The 19,849-nt window shown below is 41.4% G+C and carries 13 protein-coding genes; 1 reads left to right on the top strand and 12 read right to left on the bottom strand.

The window, feature by feature from the left end; all coding sequences use genetic code 11:
• Positions 1–2: 2 nt before the first annotated feature.
• The 3 genes from ACT3IB_RS12495 to ACT3IB_RS12485 form a co-directional block, all read right to left on the bottom strand.
• Entirely contained in the window at positions 3–3,398 is a 3,396-nt protein-coding gene (locus ACT3IB_RS12495) for a SusC/RagA family TonB-linked outer membrane protein (protein ID WP_491539349.1), read from the bottom strand.
• Between the two features lie 44 nt (positions 3,399–3,442).
• A complete protein-coding gene (locus ACT3IB_RS12490) occupies positions 3,443–4,507 on the bottom strand; it encodes a FecR family protein (RefSeq protein ID WP_491539348.1) in 1,065 nt (354 codons plus the stop codon).
• 164 nt (positions 4,508–4,671) lie between these two features.
• Positions 4,672–5,244, bottom strand: coding sequence for an RNA polymerase sigma factor (locus ACT3IB_RS12485; protein ID WP_491539347.1), 573 nt, complete (start codon positions 5,242–5,244; stop codon positions 4,672–4,674).
• Between the two features lie 381 nt (positions 5,245–5,625).
• Here ACT3IB_RS12485 and ACT3IB_RS12480 point away from each other — a divergent pair, with 381 nt between their 5' ends.
• Positions 5,626–7,983, top strand: a complete 2,358-nt coding sequence (locus tag ACT3IB_RS12480; protein ID WP_491539346.1) for a glycoside hydrolase family 3 N-terminal domain-containing protein — start codon at positions 5,626–5,628, stop codon at positions 7,981–7,983.
• An 89-nt stretch (positions 7,984–8,072) separates the two neighbouring features.
• Here ACT3IB_RS12480 and folE2 read toward each other — a convergent pair whose 3' ends face one another.
• The 9 genes from folE2 to ftsH form a co-directional block, all read right to left on the bottom strand.
• The gene (gene folE2 / locus ACT3IB_RS12475) at positions 8,073–8,972 is read right to left on the bottom strand and encodes a GTP cyclohydrolase FolE2 (RefSeq protein WP_491539345.1); all 900 of its coding nucleotides are present in this window, start codon (positions 8,970–8,972) and stop codon (positions 8,073–8,075) included.
• A gap of 23 nt (positions 8,973–8,995) precedes the next feature.
• A complete protein-coding gene (locus tag ACT3IB_RS12470; protein WP_491539344.1) occupies positions 8,996–9,448 on the bottom strand; it encodes a 6-pyruvoyl trahydropterin synthase family protein in 453 nt (150 codons plus the stop codon).
• Positions 9,449–9,599: 151 nt separating this feature from the next.
• Positions 9,600–10,673, bottom strand: coding sequence for an ACR3 family arsenite efflux transporter (gene arsB, locus ACT3IB_RS12465; RefSeq protein ID WP_491539343.1), 1,074 nt, complete (start codon positions 10,671–10,673; stop codon positions 9,600–9,602).
• Between the two features lie 49 nt (positions 10,674–10,722).
• A complete protein-coding gene (locus ACT3IB_RS12460; RefSeq protein ID WP_491539342.1) occupies positions 10,723–11,334 on the bottom strand; it encodes an arsenate reductase/protein-tyrosine-phosphatase family protein in 612 nt (203 codons plus the stop codon).
• A 54-nt stretch (positions 11,335–11,388) separates the two neighbouring features.
• A complete protein-coding gene (locus ACT3IB_RS12455) occupies positions 11,389–12,294 on the bottom strand; it encodes an arsenite methyltransferase (RefSeq protein WP_491539341.1) in 906 nt (301 codons plus the stop codon).
• A gap of 1 nt (position 12,295) precedes the next feature.
• Positions 12,296–12,631, bottom strand: a complete 336-nt coding sequence (locus tag ACT3IB_RS12450) for an ArsR/SmtB family transcription factor (protein WP_491539340.1) — start codon at positions 12,629–12,631, stop codon at positions 12,296–12,298.
• Positions 12,632–12,794: 163 nt separating this feature from the next.
• Positions 12,795–15,695 (bottom strand): TonB-dependent receptor, encoded by a 2,901-nt coding sequence (locus ACT3IB_RS12445; protein ID WP_491539339.1) that lies wholly within the window; start codon positions 15,693–15,695, stop codon positions 12,795–12,797.
• 102 nt (positions 15,696–15,797) lie between these two features.
• Positions 15,798–17,333, bottom strand: a complete 1,536-nt coding sequence (locus tag ACT3IB_RS12440; protein WP_491539338.1) for a beta-helix domain-containing protein — start codon at positions 17,331–17,333, stop codon at positions 15,798–15,800.
• A 405-nt stretch (positions 17,334–17,738) separates the two neighbouring features.
• Positions 17,739–19,793 carry an ATP-dependent zinc metalloprotease FtsH gene (gene ftsH, locus ACT3IB_RS12435; protein ID WP_491539337.1) on the bottom strand — a complete coding sequence of 685 codons (2,055 nt, stop codon included), beginning with the start codon at positions 19,791–19,793 and terminating at the stop codon, positions 17,739–17,741.
• Between the last annotated feature and the right edge of the window lie 56 nt (positions 19,794–19,849).

The raw sequence follows: 19,849 nt of genomic DNA, 5'->3' as shown, positions 1-19,849 counted from the left end.
TGTTAAAAATTGATATTAACCCCAACTTGGAACGATCGGGCTTGCGGATAAATACCGCGGTCAATTCCAAAGCTGTCTCCGCCAACCTCAGGATCATAACCGGAATATCCGGTTATTGTTGCCAGGTTTTCGGCACGAACGTACACACGCGCTTTTTGAATACCGAGATCATTTGAAAGACCAACCGGCAAAGTGTACCCAAGCTGCAGAGTTTTGATCCTGAAATAGCTTCCATCAGACAAATAAAAATCAGATGGATTTGTAAAGTTATTGTTGGGATCATTATCGGAAAGACGCGGATAAGAATTTGAAGTACCCGGTCCTGTCCAACGATTCAATGCCCTTGTTGTGTAGTTGGCAGAGGCAATATCGAGGCGTCGCAAGCCCTGGAAAATTTCATTTCCGTATACCCCTTGCCCAAACATCTTGAAATCAAACTGCTTCCAGTTTGCAGAAAGGTTTATACCAAATGTCCAGGGAGCCGTTGGATTCCCGATAAAAGTACGATCTTCACTCGTAATTCGGCCGTCACCATTTAAATCCTTCCAGCGAAAATCACCAGGTTGGGCATTTGGCTGTATGAGATCTCCGTCAGAGTTTGTATAACTATTTACTTCTTGCTGTGTTTGGAAAATACCCTGCGTCTCAAAACCGTAAAATGATCCGATTGGTTGTCCGACTGTGGTTCGGGTTAGCTCGTAAGCACTAGCCTGAAGGGGAATCGATCCGACTAAGAAATCATTTTCACCAATATCGGTAACCTCGTTCTTGTTGTAAGAACCATTCGCGGTAACACTAAAGCCGTAGTCCTCAAACTGCTTGTTGTATCCCAATTCAAGTTCAACACCATCATTGGTCAAACTGGCTACATTACCAAACGGATTACCACTGGCTCCTACGTATGAGGGAATTTCAACTTGAAGTAACATTCCATTAGTCTCTTTATGGTAGTAATCAAAAGTCAAAGAGAAATCATTCAGGAAAGTGGCATCAAAACCAGCATTTATTTGGGTGGTCTCTTCCCACTCCAGGCTGGGATTAGCCGGCGCGTTCGGACTTGCACCAGTATAAATACTGTTCCCAAACACATAGTTTCGACCTCCAGAAACCGTTGACTGGTACTGGAAATCACCCAGCGATCGATCATTACCGTTAACCCCGTATGATGCACGAACTTTCAAATAATCAATGAAAGTGTCCGGGAAGAATTGTTCCGAGGTCGGAACCCAACCAACTGAAACAGCAGGAAACGTTCCATACTGATTTTCACTACCGAATCGGGAAGAACCATCAACTCGGAGTACGACCGTTAACAGATATCGGCTATCATAATCGTAATTGATTCGCCCGAAGTACGAATTAAGGGCATATGGCTGTGCCTCTCCTCCAAAAGCAATTCGCTGGTCGTTTGGCACCGAAAAGTTCATTGAGGCATTATCAAAGTTCTGTGCCGGGATAGCCTGATACGTTCCACCAACAGTTGTAGAACTTTGTTCACGAGTACTGGTTCCTACAAGGAAGTCAAAATTGTGATAGTCGAAGCTGGTGGTATAGTTAACAGTATTTTCCCAACTCCATATTAAGTTACGACTATTCTCGCGAGCAAAACTATTGGTACCTGTATTCTGAGCAACCGAACTCAGGTAATATATAGGGGTGAAAGACTCGAAGCCATAGAACGCCGGCTTAACTCCAATGTCAGTCTTAACCAGTAGATTTTCTATTGGTTCAACTTGGAGGCTCAGATTACCAACAATATTATGTGAATACCCATAATTTCCACGCTGTGTCTCCATATATGCCAGCGGATTTGACATTTCCTGTCCTACATATTGCGATATAGCGTAGGGATATCCTTGATCGTTCCGTATTACAGGATTATTGCTGTAGGGAGGGCTGTTAATAGTAGATTCATTGGTAATAAGTACTGGAGTAATAGGATCCAGATTAATTGCGGAACTGAGGGGACCGCCATACTCCGTATTGGTTCCTAAACTTCCACGATTCTTCTCGTAGGTATAACTAATATTTTCACTAAAGGTTAACCAGTCCGTAACATCAATGGTTGAGTTTATTCGGAATGATACCTTTTTATTATGAGAAATTGGTGATGCCACAATACCCTGCTCATCATAATACCCAATTGAGGCATAGTACGAGGAAGATTCATTTCCACCGCTAAAACTAAGGTTCTGATTAATCACCGCTGCAGAGTTATTGAAAATCGTTTCCTGCCAGTCGGTCCCTTCGCCGTACTGCTGTGGATTAGGAAAAACCATCCCATTACCTGCTGCTACGGACGACTCATTTCGCAACACAGCATATTCTCTGGCATTCAACAGGTCTAATTTTTTTTCAGGCCCCTGTATACCATAATAGCTACTGTAGCTCGCTTCAAAATTACTGCGCGACCCACCTTTCGTAGACACAAGAACAACGCCACTGGCGGCTCGTGTACCGTAAATTGCTGCAGAAGCCGCATCCTTCAATACCTGTATCGATTCGATATCACTTGGATTCAAATAACCGATACCGCCATTTTCAATAGGTACACCATCCACAATATAGAGGGGATCACTATTGTTGATAGAAGTCGTTCCACGAATTCGAACTGATGAAGAGGAACCAGGAGCACCTGAACTTGAAGTTACACGAACTCCGGAAAGACGACCCTGCAAGGCATCATCCAAGCGTTGCACCGGGGCCTCATCCAAATCCTCTGAACTTACAGAAGATATCGAACCACTTACATTTCTTCGCTGTTGAGTTCCATAACCAACAACCACAATTTCTTCTCCCGCAGCATATGTGCGCGGCTGTAGAGCTACATTTAATACGTTTTGTCCATCATATACAATTTCTTGCGTCTGATAACCAATATAAGAGAAACGCAATGTATCTTGAGGCTCTACGGATGGAAGAGAATATTCTCCATCCATGTTCGTAGAAGTACCACGACTCGTTCCCTTGACAAGAATATTCACTCCGGGAAGTGTTTCGTTTGTTTCACTATCGGTTACAACACCGGATACTGTATCAGCTACAAGTTCTAATTCTTCCTTAGATAGCTTTGATATTACAAAGGTCCGATTATCGATATAGTTGTAATCTAGACCATGAGGCTCTAAAAGTTTTTTAATTTTTTCTCTAAGCGTTCCGTCAAGCTGTTTTGCAGAACTAAGTTTTCCTTCCACAACGCTGGATTCGTACAGAAACACCACATTGTAACCGGTTTCAATACGTTCCAATTTTTTCTCTAAACTTACCGTCTTATCTACCTCTTGGGTCTCCGCAAAATTTTGATTTAGCACATACTGTGTTGACTGATCTGCCCACACGGCATTAACGCCAAATAAAAAGATGAACAAAACCAAGAAGGTGTAGCTTTTAGTTTTCATATCATTTAGATTTTTAATTATATGATTAATCATGATCCAGTATCCTATGAATCGGTTTTTTCGTTGATATACACTCTCTGTTCCCGCTGTTCGATATTAACATCCAATGTCTTAGCAATACCCTCCAGAATGAAACTCAAGTTTAAGTTCTTAAATCTGCCTGTGAGTTTTTTATCCAAAAGCGCTTTGTTATTTACTGTAACCTCCACATTGTAGGTAAACTCAATTCTCTTTATTAAGTCTGAAAGCGGCGTATTATCCAAAACCAAACTATCACTGGCCCAAGAGGTATACACTTCGGGATTCACTTTCGCCACTTCAATTTCATCTAGGCTGTGAGAAAATAACGCCATTTGATTTGGCTCCATGTTATAATGCAAACCTTTCTTTCCAAGCGTGTCCTGGACATCGATCCTCACTCTTCCCTCTTTCAATACAACCCTGCTGTGCCCATTGACAGTATTCACCGAAAATTCTGTTCCAAGAACCGATACCTCCCCATCAGGGGTATGTACGATAAATGTTCTGGACTCATCTTTTGGCTTTCGAGTTATGCTAAAAAGGGCTTCTCCTTCTAACCAAACACGCATAGTATCAACGCTGGTTAATCTTTCAGGGACCCGCATTTGAGAATTGGCATTCATTACAATATCGGACCCATCAGAATAATGGACCGTTGTTTTTTGTCCCGGAGTGGTTTCTATGAGTTGATAATTAATCGAGGTGGCCCGGCTACTTTCTGTTCCGTCGTTCTGTTGTAAAAGTGTGTGCCGGGCCAAAAATCCAACCAAAAGCAAAATACCAGCAGCTGCAGCCATAGTGGCCCAAACCATCTTATTGTGCTTTCTCTTTATTTCCTGAAGGGGCTTATATCGATGTTCCGAGTCGATACGCTCCATCAGCCGTTCTAATTCCAGATCCGTATCTGGCTTTGGGACGGTCTGCGTGCCTTTATCAAGCAATATTTTGGCTTTTTTTGTCAGCTGCTCATTTTTAGCACTTTCCTGCATCCAAGCAGTCCATTGCTCCATTTCCTCCTCCGATGCACTTCCTTTCAGAAAGCGGACAAAAGAGTCATCCTTTAATAATTCGGAGAGTGTGTCAGGCATTGATTTATTTACTTTTTCTATTAGATTAACCTCGATTTCACTGTAATAGAGAGGCCCCAACCCTATTTCTACTCAATATTTTTCACTTTTTCTCTCTGATAAAATAGTAATAGCATAAACCACTGGCAGGCAATGACTTACTGCATTACAAAAAGCCATAAAAGTTATTCATCCAGGTAAATTCGCAAGTTTTCCAAAGCATCATGTACCAAATTATAGACACTTTGTGCGCGAATCTGTAGAATCTCGGCAAGCTCTTGTGTAGAAAGGCCTTCAAAATATTTTAAATAGATCACTTCTCGCTGACGTGGGGTAAGATCGGCAATCGCCTCTTTTAAGTCTCCTTTTTTTTCCTCTTGCAGGACCAAAGCTTCTTGCCAAACCTGATAATCCAGGAGTGGGTCAAACTCTTCTGAAAAATATTTTTTATCCACATCCTCTCTCCGTTTTATATTTTTCTTTTTCCGAAGAAGTTGACGACGGAGCGATATGAACAGATAGGCTTCAACAGAATCGGGTTGGTTCAGATTATTTCGGTACTTCCACAGATTATAAAAAACCTCCTGAATTGAATCCCGAACCAAATCAGTGTTGGGAACTACGCGATAACCATAGTTATACAGAGAATCGAAATTATTGTTGAATAGCGCTGTCAGTGCTTCAATATCTCCCTCACAAAGCTTTGTCCAAAGCTCTTGGGGGTCAAAATTATCGTATTCAAGCTGATTAGCACTCATTAATCTCCGCAAATAACATTCGTCATTTCATGATTGGATAAAATACAAAGTTTAAGACAAAAAACTCTGAATATGCTGATTGCTTATTTCATCTAAACCGCAACCAATAATATTTGAACAATACAACACGGCTAAGGCTCAACCAATATAGATCTTATTAGTTGTAATCTGAACAAAAAGTCGCTCGATTTGTCTCAGAAAAGAATATAAAAACATATAAGAGTTGTAGAATTATGCAAGTTTTATACTTTCTCTTGATAGTTGTAAAATCTTGCAGTAGCTTCAAGGCGTTCCGTCGTTCTGAAATTTCAATTACTTCTGCTACAAACAATAAGGCAGAAGTATCTTATATTTAAATTTAAATTTCAGAATACGACGACTATGGATTCTCAATCATTTCTTTTTTCACTCCGACTACAAAGGGGAATTTCTCTTCTAATTGCCTCTTTTTTTAGCTTCTTAATAGTTTTGGGAAGTGTAAGTATCGCCTCAGGACAAACGTATTTAGATCCCGAAAGTCCTATCGATGAACGCGTAGATGATCTGCTCAGCCGCATGACCATTGAAGAGAAAGTTGGGCAAATGACTCAGCTTAACATCACGCTTATAAACGAGACCGGCGTTCAGCGCAATGTTAGTTTGGATCCTCAAAAAGCCAAAAAGTTATTGACTAATCATCATATTGGTTCATTTCTGAATGGTGAGGCTGTGCCACCGGAACAATGGATTGAGTATACTCGCAAACTTCAAGAAATTGCGGTAGAAGAAACAAGATTGGGTATCCCAATCATTTATGGTATTGACCATATTCACGGAGCCAGTTATGTGCAAAACAGCACCATTTTTCCACATAACATAAATATTGGAGCCACTTTTAATCCTGAAAATTCGTATCAAAACGGTCGCATTACGGCTCTTGAATCTGCTCCACTGGGACATACCTGGAATTTCGCGCCGGTATTAGACCTCGGGCAAAATCCATATTGGGCCAGACAATATGAAACCTTTGGTGAGGATCCTTACCTTGCTTCCAAACTTGGAACGGCTTACGTAAATGGATATCAACAAAAACACGATATAGTACCCTACCGCCTGGCTGCAACAGCAAAACATTTCCTGGGATACTCAGTTCCACGATCTGGCTGGGATCGTACCCCCGTAGATTTGTCAATGCAAACAATCTACGAATTCCATCGTCCGTCTTTTCAAGCTGCCTTTGATGCAGGAGTTAAAACGGTGATGATTAATAGTGCTGAAATTAATGGGATACCGGTTCACAGTTCCAAACAACTGGTTACTGATTTACTTCGAGATGAAATGGGATTTGAAGGTGTTGCAGTAACTGACTGGGCAGATATCGGCAAACTCGTTGACTATCATAAAACAGCTGAAAATTATGATGAGGCTACCTATCAAGCTGTTGAGGCAGGAATTGATATGAGTATGACTCCGCAGTCATTGGAATTTAATGAAAGCCTGTTAAGGTTGGTTGAAGAAGGGCGCATCAGTGAGGAACGCATTAATAAATCCGTACGACGTATTCTCAAGCTCAAATTTGAGTTAGGATTATTTGAACACCCCTATCCGTCCGGCAAAGGATTGGATAACATCGGAAGTGAATCTCACAAGAAAAAAGCGCTTCAGGCCGCCCGCGAGTCAATGGTACTACTCAAAAATGATAACAATACCCTCCCCTTTTCAAAAGATTTAAATCAAATTCTGGTTGTCGGTCCAACTGCTAATAGTAAAAAGAATCTTTCCGGTGGATGGACATTAGCATGGCAGGGCGCAGAAGAAGAACGTTATCCCGAATCAATGAAAACGATAAGTGAGGCTATTGCAGATAAGTTCTCTGATACCAAGGTGGTAAGCATCGATTCAATTGGTCCAAGGAATTCAGACCAACGATCTCACTTTAATGAAGCCTTAAATAATTCCGATGCGGTTATCATTGCAGCCGGGGAAGAGCCTTACACGGAGTTTGTCGGTAATATTACCAGCCTCAAACTTCCCGAAGATCAGCTGGATCTCATTCAAATTGTCAATCAGTCCGACAAACCCTCTGCCCTTGTATTAGTTGAAGGACGTCCCCGTGTTATTACCGATATTGTGGATGAAACCAATGCAATCGTTTGGGCCGGACTGCCCGGTTTTGAAGGAGCCGAAGCTATTGCTGATGTATTGAGCGGTGATTATAATCCAAGTGGTAAACTTCCCTTCTCATACCCACAATTTGTAGGTCACTTTGCACCATATAATCACAAATCAAGCGCCGTATATTATTTTGATGCTGATATAGCTAATAATATCGAACAAGCCGATAAGACAACTGCTCTATGGAACTTTGGTCACGGCCTGAGCTACACTGACTACTCATATGATAACTTATCGCTCAGCGATACCACACTAACCGAGGATCAAAAGATAACGGCTACAGCAACAATAACGAATACCGGGGATCGTGTTGGCACAGAAACAGTGCTTTGGTACATCACAGATGAGGTGGGACGAATTACCAGGCCGGTTAAAGAATTAAAGCACTTTGAGCGTTTGCAATTGGATCCCGGAGAGCAACAAAAAGTAACATTTGAAATTGATCCCAAAAAGCATTTGGGATATCCCGATTTCAGCGGTACAAATATTCTGGAGGAAGGGTATTTTACGATTCACTTCGGATCACAAAATATGCGTTTTTACCTGAAAACCGACTCATCCTCAATTCAGTTGCAGCCAAAATAATTCACTTCCATTGGTAATGTAATTCATAAAAAAAGCCCTGAACGTTCTCCAACGATCAGGGCTTTTATCTTATAATAACTTTAACTCCTCTATCGCAGGCCGTTTTTAATACCTTTGCAAATCCGGCTTACTGCATCATGACTGTGTAAACTTTCCATATGTACACATCGAATCACAAAATCGTGAATACGTTCCTCATCATTTAACTGCTCATAAAGCAACCGGGCAGCATCTTCTACGAACTTTTGATAAGCACCATTCATCTCTGCAAACGCCTGCTCATCTTCTCTTTTAACCATAACCTGCGTTTCCGTCATGAGTGCTTCTTGGCAATGGCTTACTAATTCCTCAATAAAAATTTCCTCGTTCAGTTCCACCGTAAGATTCGCAATACTGCGCTGACTGTGTGGGATACTGGCGACTTCCCGTGTTTCGCGAGCATGCTCAGATAATTCATATGAGCAGGGACAAGCACTGCTATATTCAAAATCCAGATGCATAAACTTCCGAAAATGTCCGTCGGCATCCATTGTACCTTCAATAGCTACGGAATAGTATTGATGACCTTCTAACCCTGATCGCAGGCTTTCCTGCTTAATCGGGTAGTTAAATGTGAGTCGCAAATACGCCGATTTCGAATCTAGTTCCTGGCGATACGTTTCCAGTACTTCTTCCAATTTATCCGGATGAAATACATCATCTTCAAAATCATAAAACGATCGCATAATGCGACTCATATTGATGCCCTTCTTCCCCGCTTCAAGTCCGACATAGCCGTCCACTGATGTTTCCAGCGTAAGCAACTCGCCATCGGGTCGGGGGTATTTCAAAGGCAACTTAAAATCTGATATACCAACTTGCTGAATAGGTACATCTGCTCCTTCAATCAACGAAGCCGGCCCATTTTGTAGATCAGGCAGACTTGCCTTATAGTCGTCAGATACAGTAAATGTAGGATCGTAGTGTCTATTCAATTTTGTAGAAATCATTCGTTTAAGCTACAGTTGTTAAATTACTTGATAGCGGGAATATCTTTTTCTAAGAGATACGGACAATATTTAGCAGAATTTCGTTCGGTTTCATGCAACTCAACCTCATACAAGAACCCTCGATGTTGTGTTGCCTCACGAATGGGATCTTCCAGTTCGTAAAAAAAAGCCTCAACTAAATTTTCTGTTGATGGCATAATCCCGTCCAGAAAAGAAACATCAAGATTCAGATTTTTGTGATCACATTTATCTACAATACGATTTTCAACAATCTCCTTTAAGTCAGATAAATCTATAACGTATCCGGTATCTTCGTCCTGCTTACCGGCAACGGTTACATTCAGCACATAATTGTGCCCGTGCCAGTTTTCATGATTACATTTGCCGAATGTTTCTTTGTTCCATCCGTTTGATTTTTCGGGGTTATGCAACCGATGGGCTGCATTAAAATGTGATCGTCGGGTTACAAAAACCAAAATTCACTGTTTTTATTGTTTCATATTGACCCTTATTAACGATTCTGAAATTTACAGGGTTCCCACTTTAAAAATATCAAACAAAGTTATCAGCTATGGTGATTTATATCAAATATTAGTTGAAACCGCCATATTATGAACGATTTCTTAATTACTTCCCTTGATGCAAATTAGGTTCGAGCGATTTTTTATAATATTTATCTTTGAGCCAGAATGCTACGTTTACAAGCCCGATCAGTGCCGGCACCTCAATAAGCGGCCCCACGACTCCGGCGAATGCCTGTCCACTATTTAACCCAAATACTGCAATAGCAACAGCGATAGCCAGTTCAAAATTATTCCCGGCGGCCGTAAATGAGATGGAGGCATTCTTGTCGTATTCAGCTCCCATCATTTTGCTCACGGCAAAACCGATAAAAAACATCACTACAAAATAGATCAACAGTGGTACAGCAATGCGGGCTACGTCCAGCGGAATTTGAACGATGAGTTCTCCCTTAAGGCTGAACATGACGACTATAGTGAAAAGTAATGCAATGAGTGTCATTGGTGAAACTGCCGGTAAAAAGGTGTTCTCGTACCACTCCTTGCTTTTTAGGCGGACCAACCCAAAGCGGCTAAGCATCCCGGCCAGAAATGGAATTCCAAGGTATATAGCTACGCTCTCAGCTACGGTATAAATAGAGATATCAACGATGGCTCCCTCAAAACCCAGCAATGGGGGGAGTTTGGTAATAAAAATCCAAGCATAAAAACTGTAAGCAAACACCTGAAAAACACTATTAAGCGCCACCAGTCCGGCCCCATACTCACTGCTTCCATCAGCCAGATCATTCCATACCAAGACCATGGCAATACAACGAGCCAGACCAATGAGGATCAAACCAACCATATACTCCGGATAATCCTGCAAAAAGATCAAAGCCAGGGCAAACATGAGCACCGGCCCAATAATCCAGTTAAGTACCAGCGAGATACTGAGCACTTTAACATCCTTAAAAACCTTTGGAAGCAGTTTATAATCCACTTTGGCCAGGGGTGGATACATCATCAAAATAAGCCCAATAGCTATTGGGATGTTGGTAGATCCACTGCTAAATGAATTAATAAAATCAGGTGTCGCTGGAAAAAAGTAACCGATCGCCACTCCTAACCCCATGGCTACAAAAATCCACAGCGTTAAAAATCGGTCCAGCAGGTTCATTTTCTTTCGCGGTGCAGACATAGGTATAGTAGAGATTTTAGATGAATTTAAATTTTGATTATTGATTTGATCAGTTCAATTGGGAAAGCATATAATACATTTCAGTAGCGATTTGTCGACATCGCTCGTCGTACGTTTGTGCCTCATGGGGGCTCCCATCGGCTTGTTTGGGATCTTCGTACGGTATCGTAATTCGAAACTCGGTCCCGGGTACAACCGGACAATTTTTGTCGGCATCCGTGCAGGTCATGATCGCTACAAAATCCTGGGTGGGATTAGCCTCATCATCAAACGTTTTTGAATAACAAACCAAAGGCTCTTCTTGCTCGTCATAAAAAACCTTATAACGGGGATTCTCTCCATTCTGCTCTTCTACAGTAAAGCCGGCACGTCTGATTGCCTCAACTGCTCGGGGATTAAAAGCCGTCACTTCGGTTCCGCCCGAGTAGGTTTCAATGCCATCCAAGCCAAAATGGGTAGCCAAAGTAGCAGCCCATATTTGACACAGGTGACTTCGCCTGCTGTTGTGCGTACAAATAAAAGTCAATTTAGCGGGATCTCCGTTTCTTAACTTCGTCCAAATGGAATCTGAGATGTCCCTGAGTTTCTCCTTGCGATCTTTGGGAATTTCGTCAACCCTATTTTTCAGCCTGTTGATGTACCCCTGTAAAGTAGAATTCATTAGTGCGAATGTATATTTAGAAATGTTAGGAAGAGTCCAGAAACTTTTAGATAGTTAGCAACAGCCTGAACCCGGCGTACAAGCCTGAGTAGTGGATTGCTTGTCGACCATTTCTATTTTCTCAGGTGAACTTTGATCTGCTCCCGGTTTTCGGGCAAATACCGTAATGCTATAAATACCGGTATCACCATTTTTGAATTCTTTAATCTCATCTTCAGATAAGTATTTACTCAAAATGTCGTCGGGAATGGTAATCGTCTTTTCTTTTTGAATAGTAATATTCTCAAACCCTAAATCTTTGATGTAACCCATATATTTCTCTTTTGGGATGGCTCCGGCCACACATCCCGCGTACATCTCTGCATCTTCTCGCAATGCACTAGGCAAATCTCCCACGAGCACGATATCCGAAATGCTAAAATGTCCCCTCGGCTTAAGAGTGCGAAAAATTTCGGAAAAGACTTTGGGTTTATCGGGCACAAGATTCAAAACACAATTGCTCACAATTACGTCGGCCACATTATCCGAAATGGGCATGTCTTCAATATCTCCATAGCGAAACTCAACATTATTATATTCCAGCTTATCGGCATTTTTCCGGGCTTTGGCAATCATCGGCTCGGCAAAGTCGATACCTATTACCTTACCCTGCTCTCCCGTTTCATGTCGGGCTACAAAGCAATCATTACCGGCTCCTGATCCCAGATCAACTATGGTATCTCCTTCTTTTATTCTAGCAAATTGCGTGGGTAAACCGCATCCAAGACCCAGATCGGCATCGGGATTATAGCCTTCAACCTCACTGTAATCATCAGTCATGATATTATATACCTCTTCTGAATTCTCACCCGCTCCGCAGCACGAGCTGGCATTAAAATCCATGGGCTGATCACCAATTTGGCTATATTTTTCTTTTACCGTTTGCTTCAGTTCTTCCGCAGTTTTCTCATTGTTAGTCATATCAGCAACAATTGTCTTTAGTTTCAGTTGTAAGATTGGTTAAAAGTGATGTCAACAGTTTCTCCATTTCTCCTATTCCTTTTTCATCGAGACAGTAGCAAGTCCGCACGCCATCTATTTCTCCTTTAATGATACCCGCTTTCTTAAGGGCTTTTAAATGTTGCGAAACGGTTGACTGAGCCAGAGGCAGTTCCTCAGTAATATCCCCACAAATACAGGTGTCACGCTCTGCCAGCAGTTCAACAATTGCTATTCGCGCTGGATGACCGAGAGCTTTCATAAGCTCGGCTGATCGCTTTTGAGATGCGTTAAATAACTTTGCTTTGGTAATGGCCATATCCCTTTATCGGTTATCGTAATTATACGATTAAATGTACGTTTATTGCTCTAGTTTGTCAAAGGCAATTATGCTTTAAAAATAAAAAAGGAGGCCCCGAATCAACGGCACCTCCCTGTGATCAGCACACCTCACATTTAGCATGTGAGATATTCAAAAAGTATCAGAAAGAATATTTGAAACCTATACTATAAGTTCTTGCAGGACTATAGGCCTCATATATTTTGTCAGCCGTGTTATATCCGTCATAAAATTCTTCTCTTCGATCATTCAGGATATTAGAAACATTTACACTCAGTGAATACTGGTTTCTAGGACCAAAAGCTTTATTCAAATTGAACTTGAGGTTATGGAAGGGTTCGGAATAAACATCCGGATATGTCCCCCCTCCTACCAATACCAGTGTTTTTCCTTTTAGATTATAGAATAGTCCGGCATCCATATTTAGATCAGCATTATCATAGGTAAGACCCGCATTTATAATGTAGGGAGCCTGACCCGCCATTTGTCGCTGGTCATCAATATTTTGCCCTTCTTTTTCCCTGTTCTTGCGGGCATTGTATTCCTCATCAGTCATATCAATTAAGGATTTCACAACCGTAACATTCGTGCTAAACCCAAAATTGGTTAACGATTCTGATAGGAAGTTAAATGACTTCCGGAACTCGAATTCAGCCCCGTATACTTCCCCATTTCCAACATTCCGTGGCTGAAACTCACTGGAAGTAGCAGAAGCTCGAAGTCTGACAAGTTCAATGGGATCGTCAAATGTTTTATAAAACCCACTAACTGATATTAACTGATTGCCGCTTAAAAATGATTCAAAGCGAAGATCGAAATTATTTATTCGGGTCTCATGCAAATTACCGTCCCAGCTGCCTATCGGATATAAGCCACCATTAAAAATCCGGTTTGATATCGGATCCAATATCTGAGCAAATGACATCTCTTTAAATGAAGGGCGTGCAATGGTTTTTGAGTACGAGAACCTCACATTCATACGGTCTGTAACATTATAAATCACATTTGCAGAAGGGAAGAAGTCAAGAGCATCAAGCACTTTTTCATCGTCAAAATTAATTCCTGCTTCTGTAGCTCCCTGTGCGTATGAAATATCCCGGCCCGTGTGACGCAATACATAATTTTCGACTCTCAGACCAATATTTGTTTTTACATTTGGAATCACACTAAACTGATTAGATACATAAAAGGCCGTATTTGAGGAATTGGAATTGTAGGCATTCGGGTTGGGATCCGGATTCCCCGATTGATAATAGATCGTGCCACCATTTCCATTACCATATATGTGATCATCTATCAGAATCTCGGAAGGATCGCCCTGCCAGTCAAACTGATTGCCAAAGAAAGAAGCCGTATATGATAAAATCTCATAATCACGCTCTTTATACACATGACTTCCTCCGAATTTAACTGTAGCGGGATTGCCAAACAGTTCATAATCACCGGAAATATTAACCCGACCTACTAAGTTTACCTCATCCATGTAGCGCCAGGTTCTGCTTGGAAATCCTCCGGCTCCTGCATTAAATGTATGGTCGCCATTGGGTCTAATTGTATACGTTGTTTTTCTCAAATCGGGATCATTCATAGTTGAAAAAGTGGGAGAAAGTCTCCAATCTATTTCCCAATTCGCATTATCAACATAGTGCGTACCATTCAGCAAAAAGTTTGTAATACTGCGTTCACTGTATTCCAAATTATAAGATTCACCAATATAACCGGACTGCCCCGGAGCACTTTCACTGTTGTCAACTAAGAAATTGGCAGTCCTGCTTTCTCCGTTTTGTAAACGCATGCCGGTAAGCTTTAATTTTGATTGCCCGGCTTTATAGGCTATTCCGGCTATTCCACCTAAAAACACATTGTTTTCTGCTACTGTACCATTTTGGGTTGTAGAGCGGATTAAATCAAAGTCCTCTGCATTTAGGGCATTTTGCCACTCCCCGTATGCGTAATTGTTATAGTACTTTGTTTTGTTACTATATTTACCGGATAAAATATATCCGAGGGTTTTATCATCCCCTACCTTGTATTGATCTCCCAGGGCAAGTCCGAGGCTGTAATCCATGTTATTTTTTTTCTGTTTTGGACCAAGTGTTGGATTGAAGCTGTTCACAAAATTATATACGTTATTATCTGATGTACCACTCAGAGGTGATGGGATGCTCTCTCCTCTTGCTTCATTCGGTAATTCTCGAGTCCCGTTATCAAAACCCAGAAAATCAGTATCACTTCCCTCATATGTCAAATAGTTACTGTTGAAATGCATATCGGGGTTATAGGTAAAGCTTGTAGAAATATCAAATATCGGACGCTCAGGGAAATCAATCGTTTCAATATTGACAATACCTCCAGTAAAATCTGCGGGTAATTCTGCAGAAGCTGTTTTGTTTATCACCATATTTTCAATCAGATTGGAAGGGAAAATATCAACCTGCAAACTATTACGGTTGGGATCCAAACTTGGAATCTCAACTGAATTCAACATCGTGTTGGTATATCGATCTCCAAGGCCGCGCACGTATACATATTTGCCGCCTTCTACCGATACCCCGGTCACTTTCTTTAGCGCTTGAGCTGCATCCGACACCCCTATTTTATCAAATTTTTCGGACGAAATTCCATCTAGCATCTGGGGTGATGTTCTCTTCATAGTCAGCATTGCCGCCTCAGAGTTTCTTACCGCTCCTGCCGTAACTACTACTTCTTCCATTTCAGTCGTAGCTGTGGAAAGTCCGATGTCATTCAATACCTTAATCTCTCCGGCTTTTACCTCTATACCTTCAATTGTTTTGTTTTGATATGAGATGTATGAGAGACGAAGATTGTATGTACCTTCGGATACTTTCAGGCTGAATGCTCCATCAACATCGGTACTAGCACCGTCTGATGTACCCACAATTAAAACGTTAACTCCAATAAGTGGTTCTCCGCTTGAGGCATCAATGACCTTACCTCGAATGGTTCCTTGCTGACTTTGACCATAAACCGTATGGGCAAAAGCAAAGATCAAAACTAAGAAGATGTATTTAGCGAATTTCATAATATGACTGATCACAAGTTATATATTACTAAGAAATGCTTTCAAAAGAATGACTTGCCCTCCGAATTAAGGGCAAGCCATATCGAAATGTATTGCTGTTAATTAAAGTCCAACATTTGACAGAGCCCCTGCTTGGCTGGCCCATGTCCAACCGAACACAGACGTATCAGCTCCTGTACCGCTTTGAGCATCAGCGACTTCTTCGACTTCACCGTCGTCAACTAAAGATTGAGGGAAGTAGTCAGCAAGTGCCGTACCGGATGGCAGAACAGCATCAATTGATGTTATTGCGTAGCCATTAGTATTGTTAGCATATTCTGAATAATCGCTTGAGAACATATTGTCAGCGTTTCCATTGTCATCAGTAGCTAAGCCAAAGAAGACCACATTGCTGATGTTAACATTTGTGTTATCATCAACATCTATTAGCTCTGAGCCGTTAGTCTCGACATATGCTGAGACATTCATGATCGTATGTGCATTACCACTTACCGTAGCAGATGACCCTTCTGGACCGTCAAGCTCCATAGAAGAACCCGCCGGACTCATCGTAACAACATTGTCTACTGTTCCCTGCCAGTCTTGGTCGGTATCCAGAGCGTCATCTCCGTTATTCCAAACCAATACATTGGTAACATTTACTGTACCACCGAACCATTCAACGCCGTCATCCTGGTTGGCAACAATTTCGATATTCTCGATCGTAGTACCATTACCTACACCTCCGAGAGATAGGCCGTTTATTTCGTTTCCTTGTCCAATATTAGCTCCACCGTGACGAATAGTTACATATGTTAACGAACCAGAGCTATCACTGGGGTCGTTACCACCGTACAAAGCAAGAGTCTCGGAGGTTGGAATACCTTCAATCTGAGCTTCTGTTTGGTCGTTACCATCATCATCGCTGTACGAAATGGGAGCATTTCCAAGCACGATCACACCGCCCCACAGACCGTTTTGAGTTTCATCTAAATTCGGGCTTCCGAAATTGCCGTCATCGATGTCTTGAGGAGTGATCTCGTCTGCAATAGACGTAAAGATAATGGGGGCCTGGGCAGTACCATTGGCATTCAATGTAGCATCTCGAGCAACAAGAAGCGTAGTAGCATTTGAGCCACTTCCAGCTTCACCTTTTACTACGGCTCCGCCTTCAATAGTAAGAGTAACATTAGGCTCAACAATAATTCGCCCTCCGAGAATATATGTTTTACCATCTTCCCAAGTCGTATCTTCCGTAATGTTTTCAGTTATAGTAAACTCAGTTTGCTCTTCATTAACATTGACAACCGCCGTAGCATCATTGGATTGTCCACCAGAGTCGTTGATTGTTACTACAACCGATCCAGCACCAGAATTACTTGGCGTATATTCAACCATTACATCCCCGCTTGTTGCTCCTGTATTAGGCTCAGAAGTAATGGTAGCATTACCATTATTGGTTGAAACGGTAGCGGATTCATAACCAGCCCCGCCGGAAAATGAAAATGTAAGTTCAACTGTGCTTCCTACAACTACAGTTTGTTCTGAAGGGGCTTCAACTGAGACGGGTCCCGGATCATTTCCGTTGTCGTCGTCATCGCATGAAACAAATAAGGCCAACACTAAGAATAGGCCAGCTGCATGTTTTAGTATCTTCATAATTATTATCTATAAGATTAGGTTTGATTACGGATTACTTTGAGATGGAGAACTTATAATGCTGAGATTAGCTTTGATTAAAATCAGTATTACCAAAGTATTATCTTCGGCAGTTATGAATTTTAGGAGAGAGTTTATCTTACCTATCAAACAGGTATTCAAGAATTTCTTAGTTGCAAGATTGGATAAATCCATTCCAAGTATGCTGATTTTAATTTGAGTAATATCCTCAACTCGTTTAATCAAGGATAGCATACTTAGATTGCATAACTGTTATGACACCGTTATGCCTCTGTTATTCTAGTTTTAAGAGAATATTAACAAGTAGGTTTTGAGTAAATGAAGATAGGTTTTACTCACCGTACCAGTTAATTTATTGTTCATCTAAGAAGGCAACTGCAGTGCTTAGTTTGAGACCGACGAGGAACTGTCTTCTTCAACGGATTGCTCTTCATCTTGCTCTAAGCTTTTCTCATCTGAACCGTTTTCGTTTTTGGATGTCTCCTCGTTTCTAAAGATACCTTCCGGGTATTTTCCTTCGGGATGATCACCGAGTAATTCTTTTAGATCATTGTGATCCAGCACTTCTTTATCAAGCAGTGTCTGAGCCATATTTTCGAGCTTATCTTTATGTTCGTTAATAAGCTTTTTTGTTCGTTCATAATTCTGTTTTATAATTGATTTAACGGCCTCATCAATTCGCTCAGCTGTGTGCTCAGAATATTTTTTGTTAAAGCCATAGCTATTTTCAGGATTTTGGGAATCTTTAAGAGATAAATACCCTAACTCCTCACTCATGCCATATTCAGCTACCATGGCAAATGCCATATTTGTAATCCGTTCAAGATCATTCTGTGCACCGGTGGAAATCCTCCCAAATATAATCTCCTCAGCTACACGTCCACCGAGGAGTGCACAAATCTTATCGTTTAACTCTTCAGTTGTCATCAAAAAGCGATCTTCAAGCGGTGTTTGCAGGGTATATCCCAATGCAGCTAATCCACGCGGAACAATACTAACTTTCAAAACAGGATCGGTATGCTCAAGATACCAACCCACGATAGCATGACCGGATTCGTGACAAGCCACAATCTCTCGCTCCTTGGGACTAATAAGCTTATTCTTCTTCTCCAGTCCGGCAATAACCCGTTCAATAGAATCCTGAAAATCTTCCATCTCAACTGCATCCTTACCGCGTCGCGCTGCCATCAAGGCTGCTTCATTACAGAGGTTAGCTAGCTCTGCACCTGCAAATCCAGGTGTTTGAGAAGCAAGAAGTTTTAAATCAATGTCATCAGAAAGTTTAAGATTTCGCGTATGTACTTTAAGCACCTCAACACGTCCGCGAAGGTCTGGTTTATCAATAACTATTTGCCGATCAAACCGGCCTGGCCTAAGTAGTGCCGAATCCAGTACATCCGGACGATTCGTGGCAGCTAATATAATAACTCCTTTGTCAGTATTGAACCCATCCATTTCACTAAGCAGTTGGTTCAATGTATTCTCACGCTCGTCATTTGATCCCATCTGCATCCCCTTACCACGACTTCGACCAATAGCATCAATCTCATCAATAAATATGATACAGGGTGCTTTTTCCTTGGCCTGTTTAAAGAGGTCTCGGACACGAGCCGCCCCAACCCCTACAAACATTTCAACAAAATCCGAGCCACTTAAACTAAAAAAAGGCACATCCGCTTCACCTGCCGTTGCCTTAGCTAATAGGGTCTTACCGGTTCCAGGTGGGCCCACCAGCAATACACCTTTGGGTAAGGTTCCACCAAGTTTAGTAAATTTTTGAGGGTTTCTGAGAAACTCAACAACTTCTTCCACTTCTCCTTTAGCCTCTTCGAGGCCTGCAACATCTTTAAAAGAGACTTGGTTTTCGGCCTGCTTATCGTAGAGCGATGCCTTGTTTTTTCCAATACTCAGAACCTGTTGTCCCGGATTCATTCTCCGGAAAATGTAAATCCAAAAAATAATAGCCAGACCAATTGGTATGAGCCAGATAAGAATTCCACTGAACCAATCCTCTTCAATTTGAACATCATAAGCTACATCATGTTCGTCTAATATAGGCCGAATATCATCACCCTCAAGCATTGTGCTTGTAAATCGGTTGCTTTGGGGTTCAGATGAAAGCGCCCATTCATTTTCATCCTCTGATGGCGGTTTTATAATTCCATCTTCTACAGCCTTTTCTGTGTATTCACCATTAATATAAGCACCGTTTTTGATGGTAATTTCTTCTACATACCCCTTTTCAACATACTCCAAAAAAGTGCTATACTTTATTTTATTCCCTGCATCAGGATTCATAAAATAAAACTGAATCCCCAACAGCACGAGTAATAAAATTACATATATCCATATAGGGAACTTTGGAGCACTTTCAGTTCCTTTTAATGGAGTTTTAGAGTCTCCCTTTTTCCCTTTAGGTTGTTTTTCATTATCAGACATGTTGTAATAGCTATTATTTGTTCAAACAATAGAGCAATATACGGCAAATATTAATG

It is taken from the genome of Fodinibius sp. GM21, from assembly GCF_058386955.1.
The sequence above is the reverse complement of the archived record's forward strand: the minus strand, read 5'-3'. Positions and strand labels throughout refer to the sequence as shown.